This is a genomic window from Xanthobacter sp. DMC47 (assembly GCF_056313845.1).
Genome location: NZ_JBQUZM010000006.1, coordinates 132,912 through 152,539 on the forward strand (window position 1 = coordinate 132,912; position 19,628 = coordinate 152,539).

Annotated in this window: 26 protein-coding genes and 1 tRNA gene; 26 read left to right on the forward strand and 1 reads right to left on the reverse strand. The window is 66.8% G+C overall.

The window, feature by feature from the left end; genetic code table 11:
- Positions 1–23 precede the first annotated feature (23 nt).
- From ACT54R_RS22725 to ACT54R_RS22845, 25 genes are all read left to right on the forward strand, one after another.
- Positions 24–410 carry a hypothetical protein gene (locus ACT54R_RS22725; RefSeq protein ID WP_476330508.1) on the forward strand — a complete coding sequence of 129 codons (387 nt, stop codon included), beginning with the start codon at positions 24–26 and terminating at the stop codon, positions 408–410.
- A complete protein-coding gene (locus tag ACT54R_RS22730) occupies positions 410–964 on the forward strand; it encodes a head-tail connector protein (RefSeq protein WP_476330511.1) in 555 nt (184 codons plus the stop codon). Before ACT54R_RS22725 ends, ACT54R_RS22730 begins: the two co-directional genes overlap by 1 nt.
- Positions 965–1,136: 172 nt before the next feature.
- Entirely contained in the window at positions 1,137–1,640 is a 504-nt protein-coding gene (locus ACT54R_RS22735) for a hypothetical protein (protein WP_476330514.1), read from the forward strand.
- Positions 1,641–1,669: 29 nt separating this feature from the next.
- The gene (locus ACT54R_RS22740) at positions 1,670–1,996 is read left to right on the forward strand and encodes a head-tail adaptor protein (protein ID WP_476306431.1); all 327 of its coding nucleotides are present in this window, start codon (positions 1,670–1,672) and stop codon (positions 1,994–1,996) included.
- A complete protein-coding gene (locus ACT54R_RS22745) occupies positions 1,996–2,457 on the forward strand; it encodes an HK97-gp10 family putative phage morphogenesis protein (RefSeq protein WP_476330517.1) in 462 nt (153 codons plus the stop codon). Before ACT54R_RS22740 ends, ACT54R_RS22745 begins: the two co-directional genes overlap by 1 nt.
- On the forward strand, positions 2,454–2,867 hold the full coding sequence (locus ACT54R_RS22750) for a DUF3168 domain-containing protein (protein WP_476330520.1): 414 nt from the start codon (positions 2,454–2,456) through the stop codon (positions 2,865–2,867). Before ACT54R_RS22745 ends, ACT54R_RS22750 begins: the two co-directional genes overlap by 4 nt.
- 26 nt (positions 2,868–2,893) lie before the next feature.
- Positions 2,894–3,334, forward strand: coding sequence for a phage tail tube protein (locus ACT54R_RS22755; RefSeq protein WP_394101886.1), 441 nt, complete (start codon positions 2,894–2,896; stop codon positions 3,332–3,334).
- Positions 3,334–3,768 (forward strand): gene transfer agent family protein, encoded by a 435-nt coding sequence (locus ACT54R_RS22760; RefSeq protein ID WP_394105730.1) that lies wholly within the window; start codon positions 3,334–3,336, stop codon positions 3,766–3,768. Before ACT54R_RS22755 ends, ACT54R_RS22760 begins: the two co-directional genes overlap by 1 nt.
- Positions 3,765–3,938 carry a hypothetical protein gene (locus ACT54R_RS22765; RefSeq protein ID WP_394105729.1) on the forward strand — a complete coding sequence of 58 codons (174 nt, stop codon included), beginning with the start codon at positions 3,765–3,767 and terminating at the stop codon, positions 3,936–3,938. The genes ACT54R_RS22760 and ACT54R_RS22765 overlap by 4 nt, the downstream gene beginning before the upstream one ends.
- A complete protein-coding gene (locus ACT54R_RS22770; RefSeq protein ID WP_476330523.1) occupies positions 3,922–5,985 on the forward strand; it encodes a tape measure protein in 2,064 nt (687 codons plus the stop codon). The genes ACT54R_RS22765 and ACT54R_RS22770 overlap by 17 nt, the downstream gene beginning before the upstream one ends.
- 1 nt (position 5,986) lies before the next feature.
- Positions 5,987–6,343, forward strand: a complete 357-nt coding sequence (locus ACT54R_RS22775) for a hypothetical protein (protein WP_476330526.1) — start codon at positions 5,987–5,989, stop codon at positions 6,341–6,343.
- Positions 6,343–6,852, forward strand: coding sequence for a DUF1833 family protein (locus tag ACT54R_RS22780; protein ID WP_476330529.1), 510 nt, complete (start codon positions 6,343–6,345; stop codon positions 6,850–6,852). The genes ACT54R_RS22775 and ACT54R_RS22780 overlap by 1 nt, the downstream gene beginning before the upstream one ends.
- 204 nt (positions 6,853–7,056) lie before the next feature.
- Entirely contained in the window at positions 7,057–7,260 is a 204-nt protein-coding gene (locus tag ACT54R_RS22785) for a hypothetical protein (RefSeq protein ID WP_476330532.1), read from the forward strand.
- A gap of 165 nt (positions 7,261–7,425) precedes the next feature.
- Positions 7,426–7,872 (forward strand): NlpC/P60 family protein, encoded by a 447-nt coding sequence (locus tag ACT54R_RS22790; RefSeq protein WP_476330535.1) that lies wholly within the window; start codon positions 7,426–7,428, stop codon positions 7,870–7,872.
- Positions 7,869–11,297, forward strand: coding sequence for a hypothetical protein (locus tag ACT54R_RS22795; protein WP_476330538.1), 3,429 nt, complete (start codon positions 7,869–7,871; stop codon positions 11,295–11,297). Before ACT54R_RS22790 ends, ACT54R_RS22795 begins: the two co-directional genes overlap by 4 nt.
- A gap of 4 nt (positions 11,298–11,301) precedes the next feature.
- Positions 11,302–13,182, forward strand: a complete 1,881-nt coding sequence (locus ACT54R_RS22800) for a sialate O-acetylesterase (RefSeq protein WP_476330541.1) — start codon at positions 11,302–11,304, stop codon at positions 13,180–13,182.
- Between the two features lie 2 nt (positions 13,183–13,184).
- Complete coding sequence (locus tag ACT54R_RS22805; protein ID WP_476330544.1) at positions 13,185–13,997, forward strand: hypothetical protein; 813 nt, start codon at positions 13,185–13,187, stop codon at positions 13,995–13,997.
- A 69-nt stretch (positions 13,998–14,066) separates the two neighbouring features.
- Positions 14,067–15,422 (forward strand): hypothetical protein, encoded by a 1,356-nt coding sequence (locus ACT54R_RS22810; RefSeq protein ID WP_476330547.1) that lies wholly within the window; start codon positions 14,067–14,069, stop codon positions 15,420–15,422.
- A gap of 447 nt (positions 15,423–15,869) precedes the next feature.
- Positions 15,870–16,655, forward strand: coding sequence for a M15 family metallopeptidase (locus ACT54R_RS22815; RefSeq protein ID WP_476330550.1), 786 nt, complete (start codon positions 15,870–15,872; stop codon positions 16,653–16,655).
- Complete coding sequence (locus ACT54R_RS22820) at positions 16,652–16,975, forward strand: hypothetical protein (RefSeq protein WP_476330553.1); 324 nt, start codon at positions 16,652–16,654, stop codon at positions 16,973–16,975. The genes ACT54R_RS22815 and ACT54R_RS22820 overlap by 4 nt, the downstream gene beginning before the upstream one ends.
- A complete protein-coding gene (locus tag ACT54R_RS22825) occupies positions 16,972–17,400 on the forward strand; it encodes a hypothetical protein (RefSeq protein ID WP_476330556.1) in 429 nt (142 codons plus the stop codon). The genes ACT54R_RS22820 and ACT54R_RS22825 overlap by 4 nt, the downstream gene beginning before the upstream one ends.
- 2 nt (positions 17,401–17,402) lie before the next feature.
- On the forward strand, positions 17,403–17,705 hold the full coding sequence (locus ACT54R_RS22830) for a hypothetical protein (protein ID WP_476330559.1): 303 nt from the start codon (positions 17,403–17,405) through the stop codon (positions 17,703–17,705).
- Positions 17,702–18,028 (forward strand): hypothetical protein, encoded by a 327-nt coding sequence (locus ACT54R_RS22835; RefSeq protein ID WP_476330562.1) that lies wholly within the window; start codon positions 17,702–17,704, stop codon positions 18,026–18,028. The genes ACT54R_RS22830 and ACT54R_RS22835 overlap by 4 nt, the downstream gene beginning before the upstream one ends.
- A gap of 34 nt (positions 18,029–18,062) precedes the next feature.
- Complete coding sequence (locus ACT54R_RS22840; RefSeq protein ID WP_476330565.1) at positions 18,063–18,269, forward strand: hypothetical protein; 207 nt, start codon at positions 18,063–18,065, stop codon at positions 18,267–18,269.
- A 423-nt stretch (positions 18,270–18,692) separates the two neighbouring features.
- Positions 18,693–18,769: transfer RNA gene (locus tag ACT54R_RS22845), tRNA-Pro, on the forward strand.
- A gap of 35 nt (positions 18,770–18,804) precedes the next feature.
- Here ACT54R_RS22845 and ACT54R_RS22850 read toward each other — a convergent pair.
- Positions 18,805–18,951 carry a hypothetical protein gene (locus tag ACT54R_RS22850; protein WP_168457858.1) on the reverse strand — a complete coding sequence of 49 codons (147 nt, stop codon included), beginning with the start codon at positions 18,949–18,951 and terminating at the stop codon, positions 18,805–18,807.
- Positions 18,952–19,172: 221 nt separating this feature from the next.
- On the opposite strand from ACT54R_RS22850, the gene ACT54R_RS22855 reads away from it, so the two are divergent.
- On the forward strand, positions 19,173–19,457 hold the full coding sequence (locus ACT54R_RS22855; protein ID WP_168457859.1) for a hypothetical protein: 285 nt from the start codon (positions 19,173–19,175) through the stop codon (positions 19,455–19,457).
- Positions 19,458–19,628 lie beyond the last annotated feature (171 nt).

The following is a 19,628-nucleotide window of genomic DNA, read 5'->3' on the forward strand; positions in this document are numbered from 1 at the left end:
CGATCCTCCCGGAGGTTGATCCCATGAAAGTCAGAATGCTGGTGAGCATGGCGGGGGTGGATTTCGCCCTGTCGCCCGGCGACGTCACCGAGCGCTTCGGCGACGAAGAGGCGACGCGGCTCGTGCAGGCCGATTATGCGGTGGTGATCGCCGCCGGCGCCGAGACCACTGTGCAGGTGCCGATGGGCGAGGTGCGGAGCGGTGTGGGGGGCGAAGGTGCTGACCCCGCTGACCAGCCCGCGGGTGAAGGTGAGGCCTCCGCCGTCCCGGCCGGAGAGGCCAACGAAGCTGACGACAAGGCGGAGCTGCAGGCGGAAGCCGAAGCCCTCGGTGTCGATGTGGACAAGCGCTGGGGCATCGCCCGGCTGAAGTCCGAGATCGAGGCCGCCAAGGCGAAGGCCGCGGGCTGATGTGGCGCTTCGTCTCCGTCGCATCGCCGGCGGAACCCGTCTCAATCGAGCAGGCGCGCGAGCAATGCAATCTGCTCGCGGACGAAACCGAGTTTGACGGCAAGCTCGACCTGCTCATCACGACCGCGCGGCGCCACGTCGAGAAAGTCTGCGGCCTCTACTTCGGCACCCGTGCCGTGGTCATGACCAGCGACACCTTCTCCGATTTATCCCGCCTGCCTGTGGCTCCCGTCACCGCCATCGCGTCCATCGGCTACATCGATCCGGACGGCGCTCCGCAAGTGGTTCCTGAAGAAACCTACGAGCTTGTGAGTGATGACGAAGATGGCATCGAGCCCGCCGTCATCCCTGTCTATGGCGCATCCTGGCCCTCGATCCAGCCGGGCTCACAGATCACGCTCACCCTCTCCGCGGGTTTCGTCGCGACCCCCGAGCCCGTCCATCATGCCATGCTGTTGTGGGTCAGCGACGCCTTCGCCAGTCGCGAGCCGGAACCATCTGGCACCTGGACCACTGTCGACAGTCTGCTCTGCAATTACCGGCGCGGCGTCTGATGCCCTGGGTGCGGTTTCTTGCGCCGTTTCCCTGGAGCCCGCCGGAGCGTGGCGGGCGCGTCACCATCCAGTTTTCCGCGGGCTCCGTGCTGCTGGTGCGGCGCCGGTGCTCCGAAGATGCCATCGCGGCGGGTGCCGCAATCCTTGTCCCGAAACCTGAGGATCACCGCCGATGACCATCACCGCCGACATCTATGGGGGCATCAAGGGGCGCGAGCACGTGGTGGACGGCCCGACCGGACGTGTCATCACGCACGAGGTGGGCCTCAACACCGCGTTCGTCGACGGTCTCACGGACTTCAAGGCCGACCGCATCTGGTCCGATGAGCGTACTCTTTCCGCCAGTTCCGCCGACAGCCTCGACCTCGCCGGCGGCCTCACCGATTCCGCCGGCGCGGCGATCACTTTCGCCAAGGTACGCGCGATCGTCGTCAAGGCGGCACTCACCAATTCCGCCGATATCGTGGTGGGCGGGGCGGCCTCCAACACCTTCACCGGGCCTTTCGGCGGCGCCACCCACACCGTGGCCGTCAAGCCCGGCGGAACGCTGGTGCTGTGCGCGCCGAAGACGGGGTGGCCGGTGACGGCATCCACTGGCGATATCCTCAAGATCCTGAACGGCTCGGGCTCGGCGGCGGCCACCTATCAGGTCGCCATCCTCGGCAACTCGGCCTGATCGGCCTCGCCATGCCGTCCGCCGGCGCCATGACCCGCCGCCTCCGCTTCGAAAGCCCCGCCCCGGCGAGCAACGCGCTCAACGAAGTGGAGGATGGCTGGCAGGAGGAGTTCACGGTGTCGGCCGAGGTGTTTGCTCGCATGGGCTCGGAAACCGTCCTGGCGGCCCGCCTGACGGGCCTCCAGCCGGTGGAGATCACCGTGCGGCGGTCCACCTCCACCCGGCGCATCACCGCCGCGTGGCGCGCCGTGGACGTGCGCAGCGGTGAGGTATTTGCCCTTACCAGCCCGGCGGCGGACCCGGACGGCTCCCGCGCCTGGCTGAAGATGATGGGCACCGCGGGGGTCGCGGCCTGATGGCCATCAAGGGGCTCGCGAGCCTGCGCCGCAAGCTCAAGGCCATACCGGACGCCGCCAGAGAGGAAATCCGCAAGGCCATGGAAGACGCGGCGCAGGAGGTGGTGAACCTCGCGCGCCATCTTGTGCCGGTGGAACATGGCGACCTGCGCGACAGCATCGGTTGGACGTGGGGGGAGCCGCCCCGCGGCGCCATCGTCATAGCCAAGTCACGGCCGCGCAGGGGTGCAAAGGATATGCGCCTCACCATCTTCGCCGGCAATGACAAGGCCTTCTATGCGCGCTGGGTGGAGTTCGGCACGGCCTCGCATCGGAACAAAGGCAAGTTTGCCGGCACGCGCCATCCCGGCACGCGGGCGCAACCGTTCTTCTTTCCGGCCTACAGGGCAGAGCGGAAGAAGATGAAATCCAAGGTGTCGCGCGCCATCACCAAGGCGGCGAAGAAGGTGGCGGCGTCATGAGCGACCCTTACGTTCCGCTGGTCGGCGCCGTGGTCGCGGCACTTCTTTCCGACGCGACGCTGGCGGATCTGGTGGAGGGGCGCGTCTACGGCGCGCTGCCTACCGGCGAAGCGCCCGCGATGCCCTATGTGAACATCGCCTCCTATCAGTCCCTGGATGCCGGCACGGCCTGCACGGACGAAAGCGAGGTGTTCCTCGATATCGACGTTTGGACGCGCGAGGGCGGGCGGCAGCGGGCGGGGCTCATTCATTCCGCCGTTAGGTCCGCCCTGCACCTCGCCGATCTCGATCTCGGCGCCAGCCATGTGCTGGTGGAGATCGCCTATCGCGACGGCCGCGTTTTTGCCGATCCGGATGGCCGCACCACCCACGCCGTTCTCACTTTCCGGGCGCTGACAGAGGCGCCGTAATCCCTGGCGAAAATGGAGCATTCACGATGACGCAGGGCATTTCCGCCTCGGGGCGCAAGATGCTGGTGAAGCTGGGCGACGGCGCCAGCCCGGAGGTTTTCGCGGCGCCTTGCGCCATGACCTCGCGCGGGCTCAACCGCACCAAGGAGGTGAACGCCTCCACCAGCCCGGACTGTGACGACCTCGACGCCGTGCCGTGGACCGAACAGGAGGTGCTGTCCCGCTCGTGGGCGGTCTCGGGCTCCGGCAAGATCCTGAAGGCGCACGTGGCCATCTGGGATGACTTCTTTGACCTCGACACGGCGAAGAACCTGCAGGTGGACATCACCTTCTCGGATGCGACCGTGCGGCGCTACAGCGGCGCCGCCCACCTCACCGAGTTCAACATCACCGGCGAGGACGGCGACAAGGTGACCTATGACGTCACCCTCACCGGGGATGGCCCCCTCACGGCGGCGACCGTCTGATGGCGGCCTTCGACGCCCGGATCGTCCTGCCCTTCGGCGACGGCGACCAGACGTTCCGCCTGGCGCTGGCGCAGCTCCTCGAGTTGCAGGAAAAGACGAACGCCGGCCCCATGGATCTGTTCATGCGGCTGCGCGGCACCAGCTGGCGGGTGGAGGACATCCACGAGACGCTGCGGCTGGGCCTCATTGGCGGCGGCATGTCGGCGCCCGATGCGCTGCGCCTCGTGCAGCGCTACGCCTATCCGGCCCGCCCGCTGCTGGAATGCGTGCCCATCGCCGCCATGGTGGTGGGTGCTGCCCTGTCCACCCCGGACGCGGAGGGGCGCCAGCCGGGAAAAGCCGAGGCGGAAGCGGAGACGGGCGTCTCTCCGCCTCCGCCGTCTATGGAGCCGGCGCCATCCTCGGCCTCTCCCCCGACGCCATTGGAGGCATGAGCCTCTTCCAGTTCGGGGCTTATGTGGATGGCTGGCAGAAGGCGCAGGGCGGCGCGGCCCCTTCGGCCCCCAGCGATGCCGAATATGACGCGATGGTCGCGGCAAGCGATGCGCTGGATGCGCGGGCGGCGGCGCGAGGCGGCGAGGTGACGAATGGCGACCGAGCTTGAGCGTCTGACGGTCCAACTGGAGGCGCAGACCGCAAAGTTTGAAAAGGCCTTGGCGCGTGCGGAAGGTCGTTCGGCGGCCACGGCGAAGAAGGTCGAGCGCACCTTTGCCCAGATGCAGGGCAATATCGGGCGGTCATTCTCCGGCGTAGGAGGGCAGGCGCTCGGCGTGCTGGGCGTCGGCCTCGGCGTGCGCGAGGTGATCCAGTATGCCGACGCTTGGACCAAGGCCAACAACTCGCTGAAGGTGGCGGGCCTCTCCGGTGCGGCCGTCAAAGACACGCTTGACGCGCTCTATGCCGCTGCCCAGCGGCAGGGTGTGCCGCTGGAGGCCCTGACGACCCTTTATGGCCGCGCGGCACAGGCGCAGAAGGAGTTGGGCGCCAGCAGTTCCGAGCTGATCCAGTTCTCGGAAGACGTTGCCATGGCCCTGCGCGTCGCTGGCACCTCGCCCGACGAGGCGACCGGCGCGCTGCTCCAGCTTTCGCAGTTGCTGGGCTCCGCCCGCGTGCAGGCCGAGGAATTCAATTCCATCAATGAGGGCGCCCGGCCCATCCTGCAGGCCGTCGCGGCGGGTATCGAGGAAGCGGGCGGCAGCGTTTCCAAGCTGAAACAGCTGGTGAATGACGGCGAGATTTCCAACGTCGCGTTCTTCAAGGGCTTTCAGGCCGGGGTGCAGACCATCCGCGATGCGGCGGCCAATGCCGAGCCGACCATCTCGCAGGCCTTCACGCGCGTGCAGAACGCGGTCACCAAGCTTATCGGCGAGATCGACGCGGCCAACGGCTTTTCCCGGGCCTTTGTGTCCGAGTTGTCGTCGATGGCCGATGGCCTGCGGGAGCTTGAGCCGGCAATCCAGTTCGTGATCGATGCCCTCAAGATGCTGAAGGACCTTCAGGACTACGTGAACAAGAATGGGCTCAATCTCGGAACGAAGTTCAACGCCTTGTTCCAGCCCTCGCCGCAGCAACAGCTTTCCGATGCGCTGAAGGGCTACAACTATTCGGATACGGTCGCAAAATCGAACGAATACAATGCGGCGCTCATGCGCAGCGGCGGCATCGGCAGCGATCCCAGCCGTAACCTCGCCAAGCCCATCAAGGCGGCTGACTACCCGGTCATCGGCTCCGAGGAGGATGCATCCAAGGCCCGGGCCGATGCCTATGAGCGCGAGACGAAACAGATTCGCGAGAAAACCGCGGCTCTGGAGCTTGAGGCCGAGACCATGGGCCGCTCCACCTTCGAGGTCGAGAAGGCGAAGACGGCGCAGGAGCTGCTGAACGCCGCCAAGGATGCGGGCAAGACGATCACGCCGGAGTTGACGGCGCAGATCAATGCGCAGGCCGAGGCCTATGCTCGCGCGGCGGAGAAGGTGGACAAGGCTCGGGAATCCTACCGGATGGTGGAGGATGTGCAGGACGGCCTCGCCTCCTCCGTGTCTTCCAGCATTTCGGCCATCCGCCGGGGCGAAAGCGCCATCGACGCCATGACCGATGCGCTGGGGCGGATGCTCGACCAGCTCCTCGACATGATTTCCAAGCAGCTGTTCAAGCAGCTTTTCGAGGGCATCGGCTTTTCCGGCTTCGGCTTCTCCACCGGCGGAAGCGTCGGCGGGACGTCTGGCGCCTCCTATGTAAAGGCCGCGACGGGCGGCCGGGTTGTTGGCCCTGGCACGGGAACCTCCGATAGCATCCCGGCATGGGTTTCCAATGATGAATTCATCGTTCGCGCGGCCCCGGCCCGCCGCTATCGAAAGCTGCTGGAGGCGATAAATTCCGGAAGTTTGCATGTGCCCCACTTTGCCACCGGCGGCTCTGTCGGCGGCCTGCCGGCCCGGGCGGGCGGGTTCGGTGGCGGCACGTCGGTGCAGGTCGTGAACAACACCGGCGTGCAGGCGGGGGCGCGGGCCGAGACGACGCGCGGGCCGAACGGGCAGGCGGTGCTGCGTATCTTCCTCGACGCGGCCCGCAAGGATTTCGCCGGCGGCGGATATGATGGCGCGGCGCGCGGGCGGTATGCCCTGGCGCCGGCGCCGGTGCGGAGGGGCTGACATGGTGGATTGGCCCGCCTCCCTCCCGTGCCAGCCCGAGCAGGGCACATGGCAGGAGACGCCGAACCCGAACACCGTGTCTTTCGAGCCTGAGGTGGGGCCGACCATCGACCGCCGGCGCAGCACGGTGTTCTCGCTGGCGAGTAGCTGCACCTTCATGTTCACCAAGGCAGAATATGCGGTGTTCCTGGCCTGGTATCGCAGCGACCTGAAGAGCGGCGCCTTGCCCTTCTCCTTTGACCATCCGGTCACCGGGGTGCCCAGCCGGTGGAAGTTCCATCCGAAGCCCGGATGGAGCCTCGGCACGGTCACGAACCGCAAGGTGCAGGTGTCCGTGCAGCTACGGCAGATGCCCTGATGCGCCGTCTCATTCCTTCGTCGCTGCGGCGGGTGCTCGATCTTCAGGAAAGCGGGGTGGCCCTCATCGGCTTTCTCGCGATCTCCCATGCATCGCTCGCGACCCCCATCCGGGTCGCGAGCGATGGCGTGGACTACCTGTGGCAGGGCGAACGCTGGATCGGCTTCCCGTTCAAGTTCGCCCTGCTCTCCGATGGCGAGGCGGGGCCGCGCACACAGATCGAGGTGCAGAACGTCGACCGAAAGATCGGCGACGCCCTGCGGGCCATCACCTCTCCGGCGCGCGTGCAACTCAGTGTCGTCGCTTCCAGCGAGTTCGACGAAGCGGCCGACCCGCGCACGCCGCTTGGCACGCCGCTGCCGGCCTATGAGGCCGACCACCTGTTTCTTGTGAACGTGTCCGTGAATGCCCTGGCGGTCACGGGCGACCTCGTGAGCTGGGACTACACGCAAGACACCTATCCCGGCCGGCGTGCGACGCAGAACCGGTGTCCGGCCCTTTATCGATAGGAGGCTCTACATGTGCGGAATTAAAGGCGAAGCCGAAACCAAGATTGACCGCTTGATTCGCTCTATGGATCGGCTCAGTTCCGCTCTTGAGCGACCCGGGGAGAGCGCCCCGAGTGGCAAGGCGCCTCCGACTGAGGTGACCATCAAGCTGGTGGTGGTCACCGCGGAAACGCGTTCCCACCCGCAGCGACGGTGACCCCTGCCATGCCCTTCCCCGCCCGTTTCGTGGAAAACCTCGCCGAAATCTGCTGGCTCGACCAGATGCAGACGCCGTGGCCGCCGGCGGACGAAGCGCAGGCCGAGCAATGGCGCACCTATATGCGGGTGGCGCTGGAAACCCACGAGGAGCGCAAGGGTAAGGCCATGCGCTGGGATGGCGAGAAGTTCGTGGAAGTGGTGTCGCCGTGAGGGGTGCGGCGCTCTCCTTTGTCGCGGGTTGCGGTGTTCTGCTCGCAGCGATGATCGCCGGCGAGCTTGCGGACGCGGGCGCACCCGTATGGCTTTCCACGCTAGGCGGTGGGGGCTGCGGCGTGGGTCTCATCCTGCTGCTGGTCCGCCGCCGGCAGTGACCCGATGACATCACTGGCCTTGCGCCACCCGGCTCCCGCCGGGTGGGCGAACCCCTATGTCGGCATCCCCTTCCTTGACGGCGGGCGCGCCCGGGCCGGGTGCGACTGCTGGGGCCTCGTGCGGCTGGTCTATGCCGAGGTGCTGGGCATCGACCTGCCGACCTATGGCGAGATCTCCGCGCGCGATCTGGCGCGCGTGACCCGGACCATCCGGGATGACAGCGCCGTGGCGCCCTGGCTCCCCGTCGCCGGCGAGGCCCGCGCCTTCGACGTTCTGGTGATGAACGGGCGCCCCCGACACGTGGGCATGTTGCACGTGGGTGTGATGGTCGACACCCGAAACGTCCTGCACGTGGAGGCGGCGACAGCCGCCGTCATCGTTCCTGTAGCCCGCTCGCCGCAAGTCCGCTGGCGGCGGCTGTCCCTTCATCGGCACGAGGTGTTGGCGTGAAGCACGTTCGCCCACCCGAGGGCGCGCCCGTCTATTCCGTCGCCTATGGCGGCCCATTCATGGGCGTGCATGGGCAGTTCTATGCCGAGCACGGGCCGACCATTGGCGAACTGGTGGCCGCGACGCCGGACCTTCCGGCGGGCTTCGAACGCTATGGCGAGGTGTGTATCAGTGGCCACCTCGTGCCGCGGGAGCTGTGGTGCTGGGTGCGGCCGAAGCCCTCGGCCTCCGGCCTGCCCACCTATGTCACGTTGCACCTGGCGCCGCGCGGCGGGGACAACGGCGGCGGGGGAGGCGGAAAGGCCATTATCGGCATCGTGGCGGCGCTGGCGCTCACGCTGGCCACGGCGGGCATCGCTGGCGGCTTCCTGGCCGGGGCGACCGGATCGGCGCTGACCGGCGGCCTGTTCGCCTCCGGCGGCGCCCTATCCTTCCTCGGCACCGGCATCGGCGCCAAGGCTCTAGCGCTCGGTGTTGGTCTCGCCGGAGCGCTGGCGCTCGGCGCACTCACCTCCGCGCCCACGGACACCGCCCGCACCCGCAAGGCGGACAACCGCGGAGCGGCTTCCGCCTCCGGCAACATCATCGGCCCGGGCGAGGCGCTGCCCTGCGTGATCGGCACCTATCGCGTATTCCCGCCGCTGGTGAATGATGCCTGTTACGAGATCATCGATCAGGACGAATTCGTCACGGTCGTGTGCATGCTCGCTGGGCCGCACAAGCATGAGGCCATCCGCATCGGCGACGCCGGCATCGAAGATGCCGACGATATCGAATATGAGGTGCGCACTGGCTGGGATGATGACGCGCCGCTCACGCTCATCACCAAGCAAAGCCGGATCACGGGCACGTCCGTCGAATTGAGCCCCCATGTGCTCAATCCCGACAGCCAGCGCCGCCTGAAGCACCAGAGCAACCCCGCGCAGGACGTGCCCGCATGGCAGACGGTGGCGACGCGCCGCGCGCCGGACCGCGCCCGCATCCGCCTCGACTTTCCGCAGGGGCTGGGTTCCTCCGCCTCGGACAGTGAAAACAGCTATGCGATGATGGCCTTGCGGGTGGAAATCCGCCCGCGCGGGGCGGACGCCTGGACCGTGCTTCCCGAGCTCTGGTATTCCTCCCGCCGCACGGACCCGAAGAAGGGCGAGATCGTCCTCGACTGGACCGCCGAGCCGGGGACCGTGCCGAGCCCGCCTGAGAACAAAGGGTTCGTCTACGCCTTCCGCTCGGTGCCGGTGCAGACGGCTTCGCCCGCGGGCCTCGGCGGGCTCACGGCGCACAGCTATTTTTCCGATCCGTCCAAGACGGTCAACGTGCTCCAGACCGGCAACACCGCGACGACCGGTGTGCTGCACACCCACCTCACCAGCGACAGCGCGACGTTCTACCTTGACCCGGAGCTGTTCCCCAAGACGACCTATGAAATCCGCATTCGGCGGAGCGCGCTGGTTTCCAAATCGACGCTCACCACATCGAACTACACGGTCATTCTGACCGGTGTCGTCTATGACTACTTCGGATACTGGCTCAACACGGGCGTCTATCAGGTCATCAACGATGACGACTGGTTCGGCTCCGCCTACATGCTGCGATGTCAGTCGGAATGGGATGAAGACCCGGCGCCCCTCCCCGGCGATTTCAAGCTCGTGGTGCGGGCAAAGAACCGGGCGATCGAAAATATCTCGGTCCTCGCCTCCGGCTATGTGCCGGACATCACCGATCTGGACGGACCGTGGATCACCACCAGCAACCCGGCGCACCATTACCGTTTCGCCCTCGCAGGCAATCTGAACACCGATCCGCTGCCCCTTGATCTGATCGACGAGGATAGCCTCGACGACTGGCGCGCCACCTGCGACACCGAAGGCTACCAGTGCAACGCCATCGTGCAGGGCGATTCCGTGATGGATACGCTTGCCATGGCGGCGGCCTGCGGCTATGCGCGGCCGGCACAAAGCGAGGTGTGGGGCGTCTACGAGGACAAGGACCGTTCGGCCGAGGCGCCGGTGCAGATCTTCTCCTATCGCAACTCCTCCGGGCTGCGCTGGGAAAAGGCCCTCCCACGCCGTCCGGACGGGTTCCGGGTGACCCACCCGGATAAGTCCGCCGACTATGAGGATCAGCAGCTTGTCGTGATGCGCGCCGGCGCCACGGGAAGCAACCTCGAGGGTGTGACCTATAAGGGGCTGGTCACCGCGCCAGAGGTGCGGGCGCGTGCGGCCTTCGACCTGGCGCAGGGGGAAAAGCGCTCCACCTTCTATTACTGGAATGCCCCGGCGGAGGCGATTGTCTGCCGCCGTAGCTCGCTGGTGGGCCTCACCCACGATGTGCTCACGCGGCAGGCCGGATCGGCCCGCATCAAGTCCAAGATCGTCTCGGGCGGCGACATCACAGGCCTTGTGCTTGATGCCGGCGTCTATGTGACGGCTGAGACCTTCGGCGACATCACGGACATGAGCGAGGTGGAAAGCCTCTCGGATGTGGGCGTGCTTGGCCCTGTCGGCATCGTCATCCGCCGGGCGGATGGCACCTTCTCCACCCATCGCATCACCGAAGGCATGGGCTGGCACGAGACGGTGACGCTGGAAACGCCGATCCCCGACGCCACGGTGTCGCTGATCTCCGGCTTTGATATCCAGACCGTGCCCGCTGTCGGCGAGGGCGATGAGGGCTCGCTGGTCTATTGGGGGCCGGTGGACAGCGAGACGGTGCGCGTCCTCATCTTCAATATCGAGCGCGGCGACGACGACCTGACGTTTGCCCTTACGGCTGTTGACGAGGCGCCGGATCTGGTGCGCACGGCTGCGGGCACCTTTGATGCCCCTGGCAGCGTCACCTATGACCATGACGGCGCCTTCTGGTTCGTGGTGCCGAACTACGAGACCAGCCTGACGGTGACGCTGGTGGGCGGCTCGGCGGGGTCGCACGGCATCACCAATTCCAGCACCTTCCCGGCGGGCACGGCGGGCGGCGACACCACATTCGACGGCATGGTCGCGGGCGGGTCACCCGTGCCGGCGAGCCCCACGACGGGCGGGCTTGGCGGTGTCGGCTCCGGGGCGGGCACCGGCTCCAATGGCAATGCCGGCGGTTCGCCCACCGGCACGACGGCATCCGGCGTCGGCGGCAACGCGGTCGGCACCACAGGTACCGGCGGTGCGGCGGTGACGGCGAACGGCAACGGCAATCAGGGCACAGCCCCCGGCGCCGGCGCTTCCGGCGCGTTCCGAACCATCTCGGGCACAAACTACCTCACCTCGGGCACGGGCAGTGGCGCGCGGCGCCAACGGACCTACGCCCGCGGCGATCTCCTCCCCGGCACGGTGATGATGGTGACGGTCGGTGCCCCCGGCTTGCCCGGCGATGGCAGCTCTCAGGATGGCGCCCCGGGGCAGCGCGGCGAAGCAAATTTCAGTTGGAGTTGATGGCATGGTGACGCCCGTCTACCCCCCGAAATATCCCGACACCGATATCGACGGGAACGCCTATGCCGGCAGCGTCTATGACGCCATCGCGGCGTTGTGGGCGATCGTCAGTGGCATCGGCGGCGGGCTGATCGGGTCGGAAAGCACGCTGGGGCTCGTGGCGCCGCATGACCTGATCGGCGCCGGCGAAACCCCTGTCGCCTATATCGGAGACGATGCCGGAAACGGCGCGGCGGCTGTGCTGGATGACGGCACCTTTGCCCTCCCGCTTCTCCGGGCCGTGTCTGGCGCCATGCGCTCGCTGCGGCTGGGAAGCCCCGCCGGCAGCGATGGACTGCTGCATGAATTCCACGCCGAGGCCAACTATCACTGGGCCATTACCGACGAAGGCGGCAATGTCGTCATGGGCGTCGGCGACGACAACACCCTGTATCTCGCCCCTTCGCCCCTCTCCGGCCAAGACATCGTGGCGCTCGACCAGCGGAACAAGCTGGCGGCGGCGGCGTGGATGAACATCCCGATGACGGATATCCAGCTGCCCATGGCCGATCACAATACGATCGTCCTTTATGGGCAGTCCCTCGCCGCGGGGCAGGAGACGTGGCCTGCCCTGAGCAAGACGGCGCTTTTCGGCGCCACCATGCTGGGCGGCGATGTGCGGCCGCAGGAGGAAGACGGCACCACCTACACACAGCTTTCGCCCACAGGCTTCCAGCCGTTGGTGGCGAAGGTTCGGGCGGGCGCCGCGACGACGGTCTACACCGATGCGGAGGTTGCTGCGCTCTCGCCGGGGGATGCGGCGCGGGGTGAGAGCCCGGCCATCGGCGCGGTCCATGTGCTCGCCTGGCTGCTGGGGCGGCGCAGCCTCGGCGCCCCTCCCTCCTTCAACGTCGTCTGCCCCGCGGTGAGCGGCAAGACGATCGAGCAGCTTTCCAAGGTCAATGGGCAGGATGCGACGAACCGCTACAACCGCCTGATCTCCGCCGTGACGCAGGCCCACGCCGCTGCGACGGGCGCCTCTCAAACCCACGTCGTCACCGCCGTGATGTGGATGCAGGGCGAATACGACTATGCCACCACGTGGGGCTCCACCAAGGCCACGCGGGTGGCCTACAAGGCGGCGCTGGCCCAGCTGCATGCGGACATGGTGGCGGACATCAAAGCCATCACCGGGCAGGCCGAGGCGCCGCTGCTGCTGCTCTACCAGACCGGAGCGACCTATACACAGGACGCGGACAGCGCCGGCGCGCCCGGCCTTCACGTGGGCATGGCGCAGCTGGATTATGCCCTGGAGAACCCCGCGACCGTCATCCTCGCCGGCCCGGTCTATCCGATGCCGGACAAGAGCGGGCATCTCAACAGCAACGGTTCGCGCTGGTTCGGCCAGTGCATGGGGCGGGCGGCGGCGCGGGCCATCGGCGAAGGCAGGGCCTGGCGCCCGCTGTCTCCACTTGCGGTGGAGCGCGTGACGGCGCGCCTCCTGCGGGTACATTTCCACGTGCCGACGCCGCCGCTCCAGTGGCTGGACGCTCTGGTGGTGAACACGCCCACGAGCTTCGCGACCAAGGGCATCCGGGTTTCGACGGCGGCCAACGTCAGCATCGCGATCGCGTCCGTGACCATCGTGGCCGACACCATCATCGACGTCGAGACGTTCGCCGATATCCCGACCGATGGCCTGTTCTGGATTGCCCCGAGCGCAGTATTCGGCGGCGTTTCCAACATCGCGGACAGTGAAAACATGCCCGCCTATGACCTTTATTCCTACACCAGCGGCAGCGGACAATATGCCGGCGAAAATATCGCGGGCCTCGTCGGCAATCGCTACCCGCCGAACAACTATTCCGTCGCCGGCTGCTGGCCGGTCGGCTATTCGGAGTTCTGACGATGCCGCTCAAGATTGTCATCCCTGGGGCGGACTTCTCCGGCCTCGGCCTGCCGCGCTTCACGCCGCGGGCGCTCGGGTTCCCGTCCGAAGATCTCGCCGGGCTCTACCTCTTCGAGGATGGGACTGTCGGCGACGCGGTGTCCGTGGCCGTGGATTCCTCCGCGGCTGGGGCGAATGCCTCGCTTCTCTCCGGCTCGGCCTCCCCGACCCGCTCGGCCGAGGGCATCGCCTTTACAACCGGCAACGGCATCATGTGGGCGCCGCCCTTCGCCTATGGTGGGGCCATGTCCGGTGTCGCGGTGCTGCGCTGCACGACCGCTGCAGCCTCGGGCCTCTACCCGGCGCTCGCCAACCGCAGCGGCGCGGTGCCGAACCTCTCCGGTGACCCCTCCTATACCAACACGCTTGCGGTTTCGCTCTTTCGCGACCCTGGCACCACGACGCCCCGCCCGGCCCTTTTTGCCAATCCCAATTGGGTTTCCCCCTCCGGCGCCGCAAAGGTGCTCACCAACACCGGAACGGCCAATGACTGGTTCGCTGTGGCGTGGTCGGTCGATCCCGTCACCGGTGTAGTGCGGATGCGGACCAATCAGGATCAAGAGGTGACCGCCACCGAAACCGATCGAGTAGCCGAGTATGCGGCACGCTCGGCTGAGTTCTGGCGCGTTGGCCTGACCCGCATCAACGGAATCTCCGTGGCCGGGAGCATGGGGCTCTTCGCCCTCTACACCGCCGCCCGAGACCAGACCGGCCTTGCGGAGCTGATCTCTTCCGCCCGCACGCGGATGGCCGGGCGCGGCGTGACGATCTAGCGGGCCGCCCTCGGCCGGTCCGGCTTGCTGGTCCCGATCCTTCATAAATTCTGACCAAAGGAGGCGCACATGGCGCAGTCCCCTGGCGTCGTCACGAGCGGTAACAGTTTCGATATCACCCTGGCCAGCTATGAAATTCTCCACCTCACGGACGCGGGCGGCTGCGCCGGCACGCTCTACGAGCTGATCTCGGGTTCCTTCACTGAGGTATCCAAGATCGATCGCTATAGCCATGGGGCTACGGGGGGCATCGCAGGGCCTCGCACTCTTCGCGTCTCATGCTCCGCGGGGGCGATCGCCTATGATGTGGCCGGTTATCCGTCGTCGCTGGGCGCGGAATCTGGCATTTACAACTGGAACCCGGCCTTTCTCCGCCGCGCCGCCAAGGCGCTCGCCGATGTGCGCTCGGGCAAGGCGCGCGCCGTCATCAATTATCTTGGTGACAGCGGCGTCATGGGTGCCGGAGCGGGAGACGGTGGGGCTGGCAACACCAACGCCTGGGCGCGCAGCGCTGCCTACTACCTTGCGAAGGCGATCAACGCCGAGGACTCGGCCATTGCCGTGCGCCGGTCGGAATGGTTCGGCACCAAAAACATCACGACCGCAGCCGGCATCACTGCCTATGACCCGAGGATCACGTTCTCTGGAGGGGCGGCTGTCGATAACGGTGTGCGCCAGATCATCAATGGTTACTTCATCAAGCACACCGGCGCTGGCCAGACGAACTTCGCCCCAACCGAGCAATTCGACCGCATTCGCGTGTGGTATGGCATCGACAGCGGCCTGGGGACGTTCACGGTCGCTGTTGACGGCGGATCGACGCTCGCGACGCAGGCGACGGCCGGGACCACAAATCTCGGTTACGTCGATGTGACCTGCACCCTCGGGACGCACACCGTCAACATCGCCAACGCGAGCGGGAACCTCTTCCTGGTCGGCGTTGAGTGCTGGGCGTCCGGAACGGCAGATCTTATGGTCCGAAACCTCGGTTGGACCGGCGCGCAGTCGTACCACTGGGCGCAGGCCTTTTATCCCTATTCGCCGAAAAACTGCCTTGACGATCTCGGCGGCGCCCTGACCATCATCAAGCTCTATCGCAACGACCAGTATAACAACGTGACCCCCGCGACCTTCAAGACGAACATGAAGGCCATTCTGGACACAGTGAAGGTCTACAGCGATATAATCCTGATCCGTGGGCACGAGCCGTATGCGTGGGCGAATACCAACGATGCCAGCTTCTTGCAGGTGTTGAAGGAACTTTCGGACGAATACAGCGCGCCGCTGTTCGATATGGTGCAGCGGCAGGGAACTGGCCCCGTCGCCTACGCCAACGGCACCTTCAGCACCGACCTTATCCACTATGGACAGTCGGGCTGGGCGCAGGACGGCTACTGGCTTGGCCGGATGATCGCGAGCCTCTGACAGATCCTTCAGCCTCCCCATCCGCGCCGCCTCCGGGCGGCCTTTCGTGGCTTGAGGGCGAGCCGGGGGTGAGCCGGGTCCGGCGCAGGACTAGGCGGGCAATTTCACCGCCAGCACAGCGAGTGCCGCGAATGCGATGGTGATAGCAATCATTGCGAAATCCTAACGGCGGCTCACGACCGCCGACAAAAGCGTCGCCAGCAACAGTGCGACCACGACGAACTCCAAGAAACCCGGCATCGCTCAACCCTCTTCACGATCGGGTGAACCCCAAGGCGGGGGATGGTTCCGGGAGACCCTGCTTAGGCGGGGCGAGCCGGGCGAACTGGGGGGCAGACCGCCCGGCTCTCGTCCGCCTCGATGCTGGGGGGCCGAGGCGGACGCACTCTTTTAGCACGGCCGCCTTCGGGCGGCCTTTCCTTTTCCCATCACATCAACAGGTGACCTATGGATCTGCGCGACCTGCAGTCGGCGCTCAATGCGCGCGGCTGGACGCCCCCGCTTGCCCCCGATGGCGAATGGGGGCCGGCGACCGACAAGGCGGTTGCCGATCTCCTCACTTCGGCGGGCGTCGCCTTCGAGGACTGGCCTCCCGCCCGCCGGGCGCTGGCGGCCAAGCAGGCGCTGCTCGGCCTCGCCGGCATCGACGCCGGTACCATCGATGGCCGTGAGGGGCCGCAGACGCGGCACGCCCTTGAGGTGTGGGATGCCCGCCAGCGGGGCGACACCTCGGCCGAGACCTGGCGCGACCCGCCCGCGGTGCAGCCCATGGTGTGGCCCAAGCAGGTGGACGTGCAGCGCTTCTATGGCGCGCCCGGCGAAAACCAGACGATGCTGGCGCTGCCCTTCCCCATGCGCCTCGCGTGGGAAACGGACACCATCGTCAAGCGCATCTCGATCCACGAGAAAGTCCACGACAGCGCGGCCCGTGTCTTTGACCGGGTGCTGGACCACTACGGCATCGAGGGTATCCAGAAGCTCGGCGTGGATCTCTTCGGTGGCTCGCTCAATGTCCGGCGCATGCGCGGCGGCTCGGCCTGGTCCATGCACTCGTGGGGCATCGCCATCGACTTCGACCCCGACCGCAATCAGCTGAAATGGGGCCGTGACCGGGCGCGCCTTGCCCAGCCGGACGCCGAGGTGTGGTGGCAGCTGTGGGAAGAGGAAGGCTGGCTCTCCCTGGGCCGCTCTCGAAACTATGATTGGATGCACGTGCAGGCGGCGCGGCTGTGACCGACGCCGGCCCCGATCCTGACGACGCGCCGCTGCCCCGCCCCTCCTGGCGCACGCGGCGGCGCATCATCCTCGTGACGCTCCTCTTCTGTGCCGGCGAGGTGATCTACCTCACGGCCTGGGGGCGGGACACCAGCCTGCACGAGACTATCGCCAACGGCGCCTTCATCCTCGCCGGTGCCGTCATCGGCGCCTACGTGTTCGGCGCCGTGTGGGACGACGCCAACGTCATGTCGAACCTCGGCCGCCCGCGCCGCCCCAAGCGGATGGACTTCGAGGGCATCGATGCCCCCCAGCCCCCGAAGGACTACGGCTCATGAGCATCCTTGCCATGTTCGCGTCCGGCGCCATCTCCTGGCTGCTGGCGCTGGTGACCGGCGCCGCACTGCTGGTGGGCATTGCGGCCCTCGTCTGGTCGCGCATCCCGCGACTGCCTTACAGCCACCTTGCCGCCGGCCTCGCCGGGGCACTGCTATTCGTCGCCGGCTGGGTGGGGCACGCCTCCGACCAGAGGGGAAGGATGGAGCGGCAGGCGCTGATCGATGCCAACCGCGCCCTTGTGAAGGAGGTGACGGCCGAGCGGGGCAAGGTGGCGGCGCTGGCGCGCGACGCACAGACGGCCTCCGCCCATGCCGCCGCAGCGGAAGCGAAGGCCCGCGCGCTGGAAGAGATCATCGCGCAGACGCCCGACACCCCCGCCCTTGATGCCGACACCAGCGCCCGCGTGCGCGGCCTGTGGAGGTGACCATGACCCCGACGCGCATCTTGATCGCCGCCGCCTGCATCATCATGCTGGCCCTCGCCCTTGCCGGCTGCAGCAACACGACGGGTCGGGTGAGGCTCGATCTCGCCCCCATCCCCGAAGATCTGCGCGCATGTGCCCGGCGCTATGTGCCGCCCCCGGCCGGCGACAAGCCCCTGACACAGCGCGAGGTGGTCGCCCTGATCGGCCGCCTCAAGGCCAGCGAAGAAGCCAAGAGCGGCTGTCTCGCCCGGCTCATCGCCCTCTATGAATCGCAGGCGGAGATGGTGCGGGAGGCGCTGAAATGACCGGAGAGATCTCGGCGGCGGCCCGCTCTTCGGAGGGGGCCATCATCATTTCCGAACGGGCACTGGAGCTGATGGTGATCGAGGTCGCCGAGGATGCGGCCGAAAAGGCCGTCCGCAAGGTGCTCAAGGAGATCGGGCTTTCAACATCCGATGAAGCCCGGATCGAGGAGGCTCGCGCCGATATCGAGCACCTGCGCCGCTTCCGCCGGATGTGGAACCGCGCGGCGCTCGTCATCGGTACAGCCGTCCTCACGGTATTGGCCGGGGGCGCGCTCGCGGTGTTCTGGCTGGGGATCAAGACGCATGTCCTCAAACAGCCCTGAGGCTCGCGTCTCGATCGATTGGGATTGTGATGGCGTGTTCATGGTCATCACCCGGGCCGACCGGCCGGCCGAGGTGATTCGCCTGCCCGACCATGATCGGATTGCGACTGAGGCCATGACGGCCGCGCTCGCGATGCGCGGGCGTGTGGTGGTGAGGCCGGCGCGGTGGCCGACTTCTTTGCGTGAAATGCAAAGAAGTGAGGATCTGCCCGAATCGCACATCGGCCGATTCGGGGAGTAGCCTACCCCTCAAACCTTGGCAGGACCTGCCCCATTCTTGGCACGCCCGGCGCGTCCGCCTGCCGGGTCCATTTCGCCTCTGCCTCCGCAGCCGAGAGGCGCGCCCCGCACCGTTCGCACCGGAACCGCATCTCGCGCAGCGGTCGGGCCGGTAGCTGCCGTAGCGGCAGGTGTGCGGTCAGCTGACAGTGGTAGACCGAGACGGCCTCGTATTCGTATCGGGCGGCATCGGCCGGGGTGGCGTCCATGGCGAGCATGCGAGCCACGATATCGCGAGAACGGACGTGGAACAAACTTCGGGACTTCTTCGGGACTTTGCGTCACGAACCTCCCGAATTGTCCACCTTGCGTTCTCTTAATGGGGGTGCCACCCCTTGCGCCCCCCGTCCCGAAAATGTAGCAACGAAGCCGTTCGGCGGAATGTCGGAGCATAGCGCAGCCTGGTAGCGCATCTGCTTTGGGAGCAGAGGGTCGCAGGTTCAAATCCTGCTGCTCCGACCACCCTTCCCCACGCGCCTCCTCATCGCCCTGACGGCTCAGCGGCCCGGGGGATCGACCTTCACGCCGTTGGGCCCGATCTCGATCTGCATCGTGTTGCGGTCGCGCTCATAGGCCTGATAGGCGAACACGCCGCCGACAACGACCAGGATCGCGATCACTCCATAGAGGACGCTGCGCGGCATTCTGGCTGCTCCCGTTGTGAACTGGCTGACGGGAGCGGCAACGCCTTCGCTTGTCCGATTGTTCCGCAGCGGCCAAGTCAGGGCTAGTCTTGCCGGCAGGTGCTGCGGCACCGTGCAGGCGACTCAGCCGGCCAGGAGACGGCGGGTTGGCCGCTGGGCTGATTCCACGATGCGGCAAGGCTTGCGCCGCGAGGCAGGATTTTCAGGAAGGAAGATTGCAGATGGCTTCGGATACGGAGCTTGCCGAATGGCTCGGCTCGATGCTCAAGGCGGTGGGTACGACGCAGGCCCACACCATGGTGCAGCATTACATTCTGCGAGACATCGTCACCCAGCTCGCCGGGCTGCAAGATCGACCGGACAGCTTCATCGCCGACATGTTCGAGCGCGTCAGCGGTCTCGTCGACCAGTGCGAATTGGCCGGGAAGCCGGACATCGAAGCCGAAATGCGTTGGTATGCGGAGACGTTCTTTACCTCGATCGGCAAGACGCTCGAGTCGAAATGAGGCGCAAAGCCTCATGAGGCACGGACGCGACCCCGCCTCCGCGCGTGGTTCGCCAGACCTTCTGCGACGAAGGGGGTCGGCGAATTGCGTCACGGAGGCGGATCGGCCGCGCCGGTCCACGGATCGAGGCTCGGCCTCGCTCATGGCCAGACATCCCTGGCGAGGAAGCCC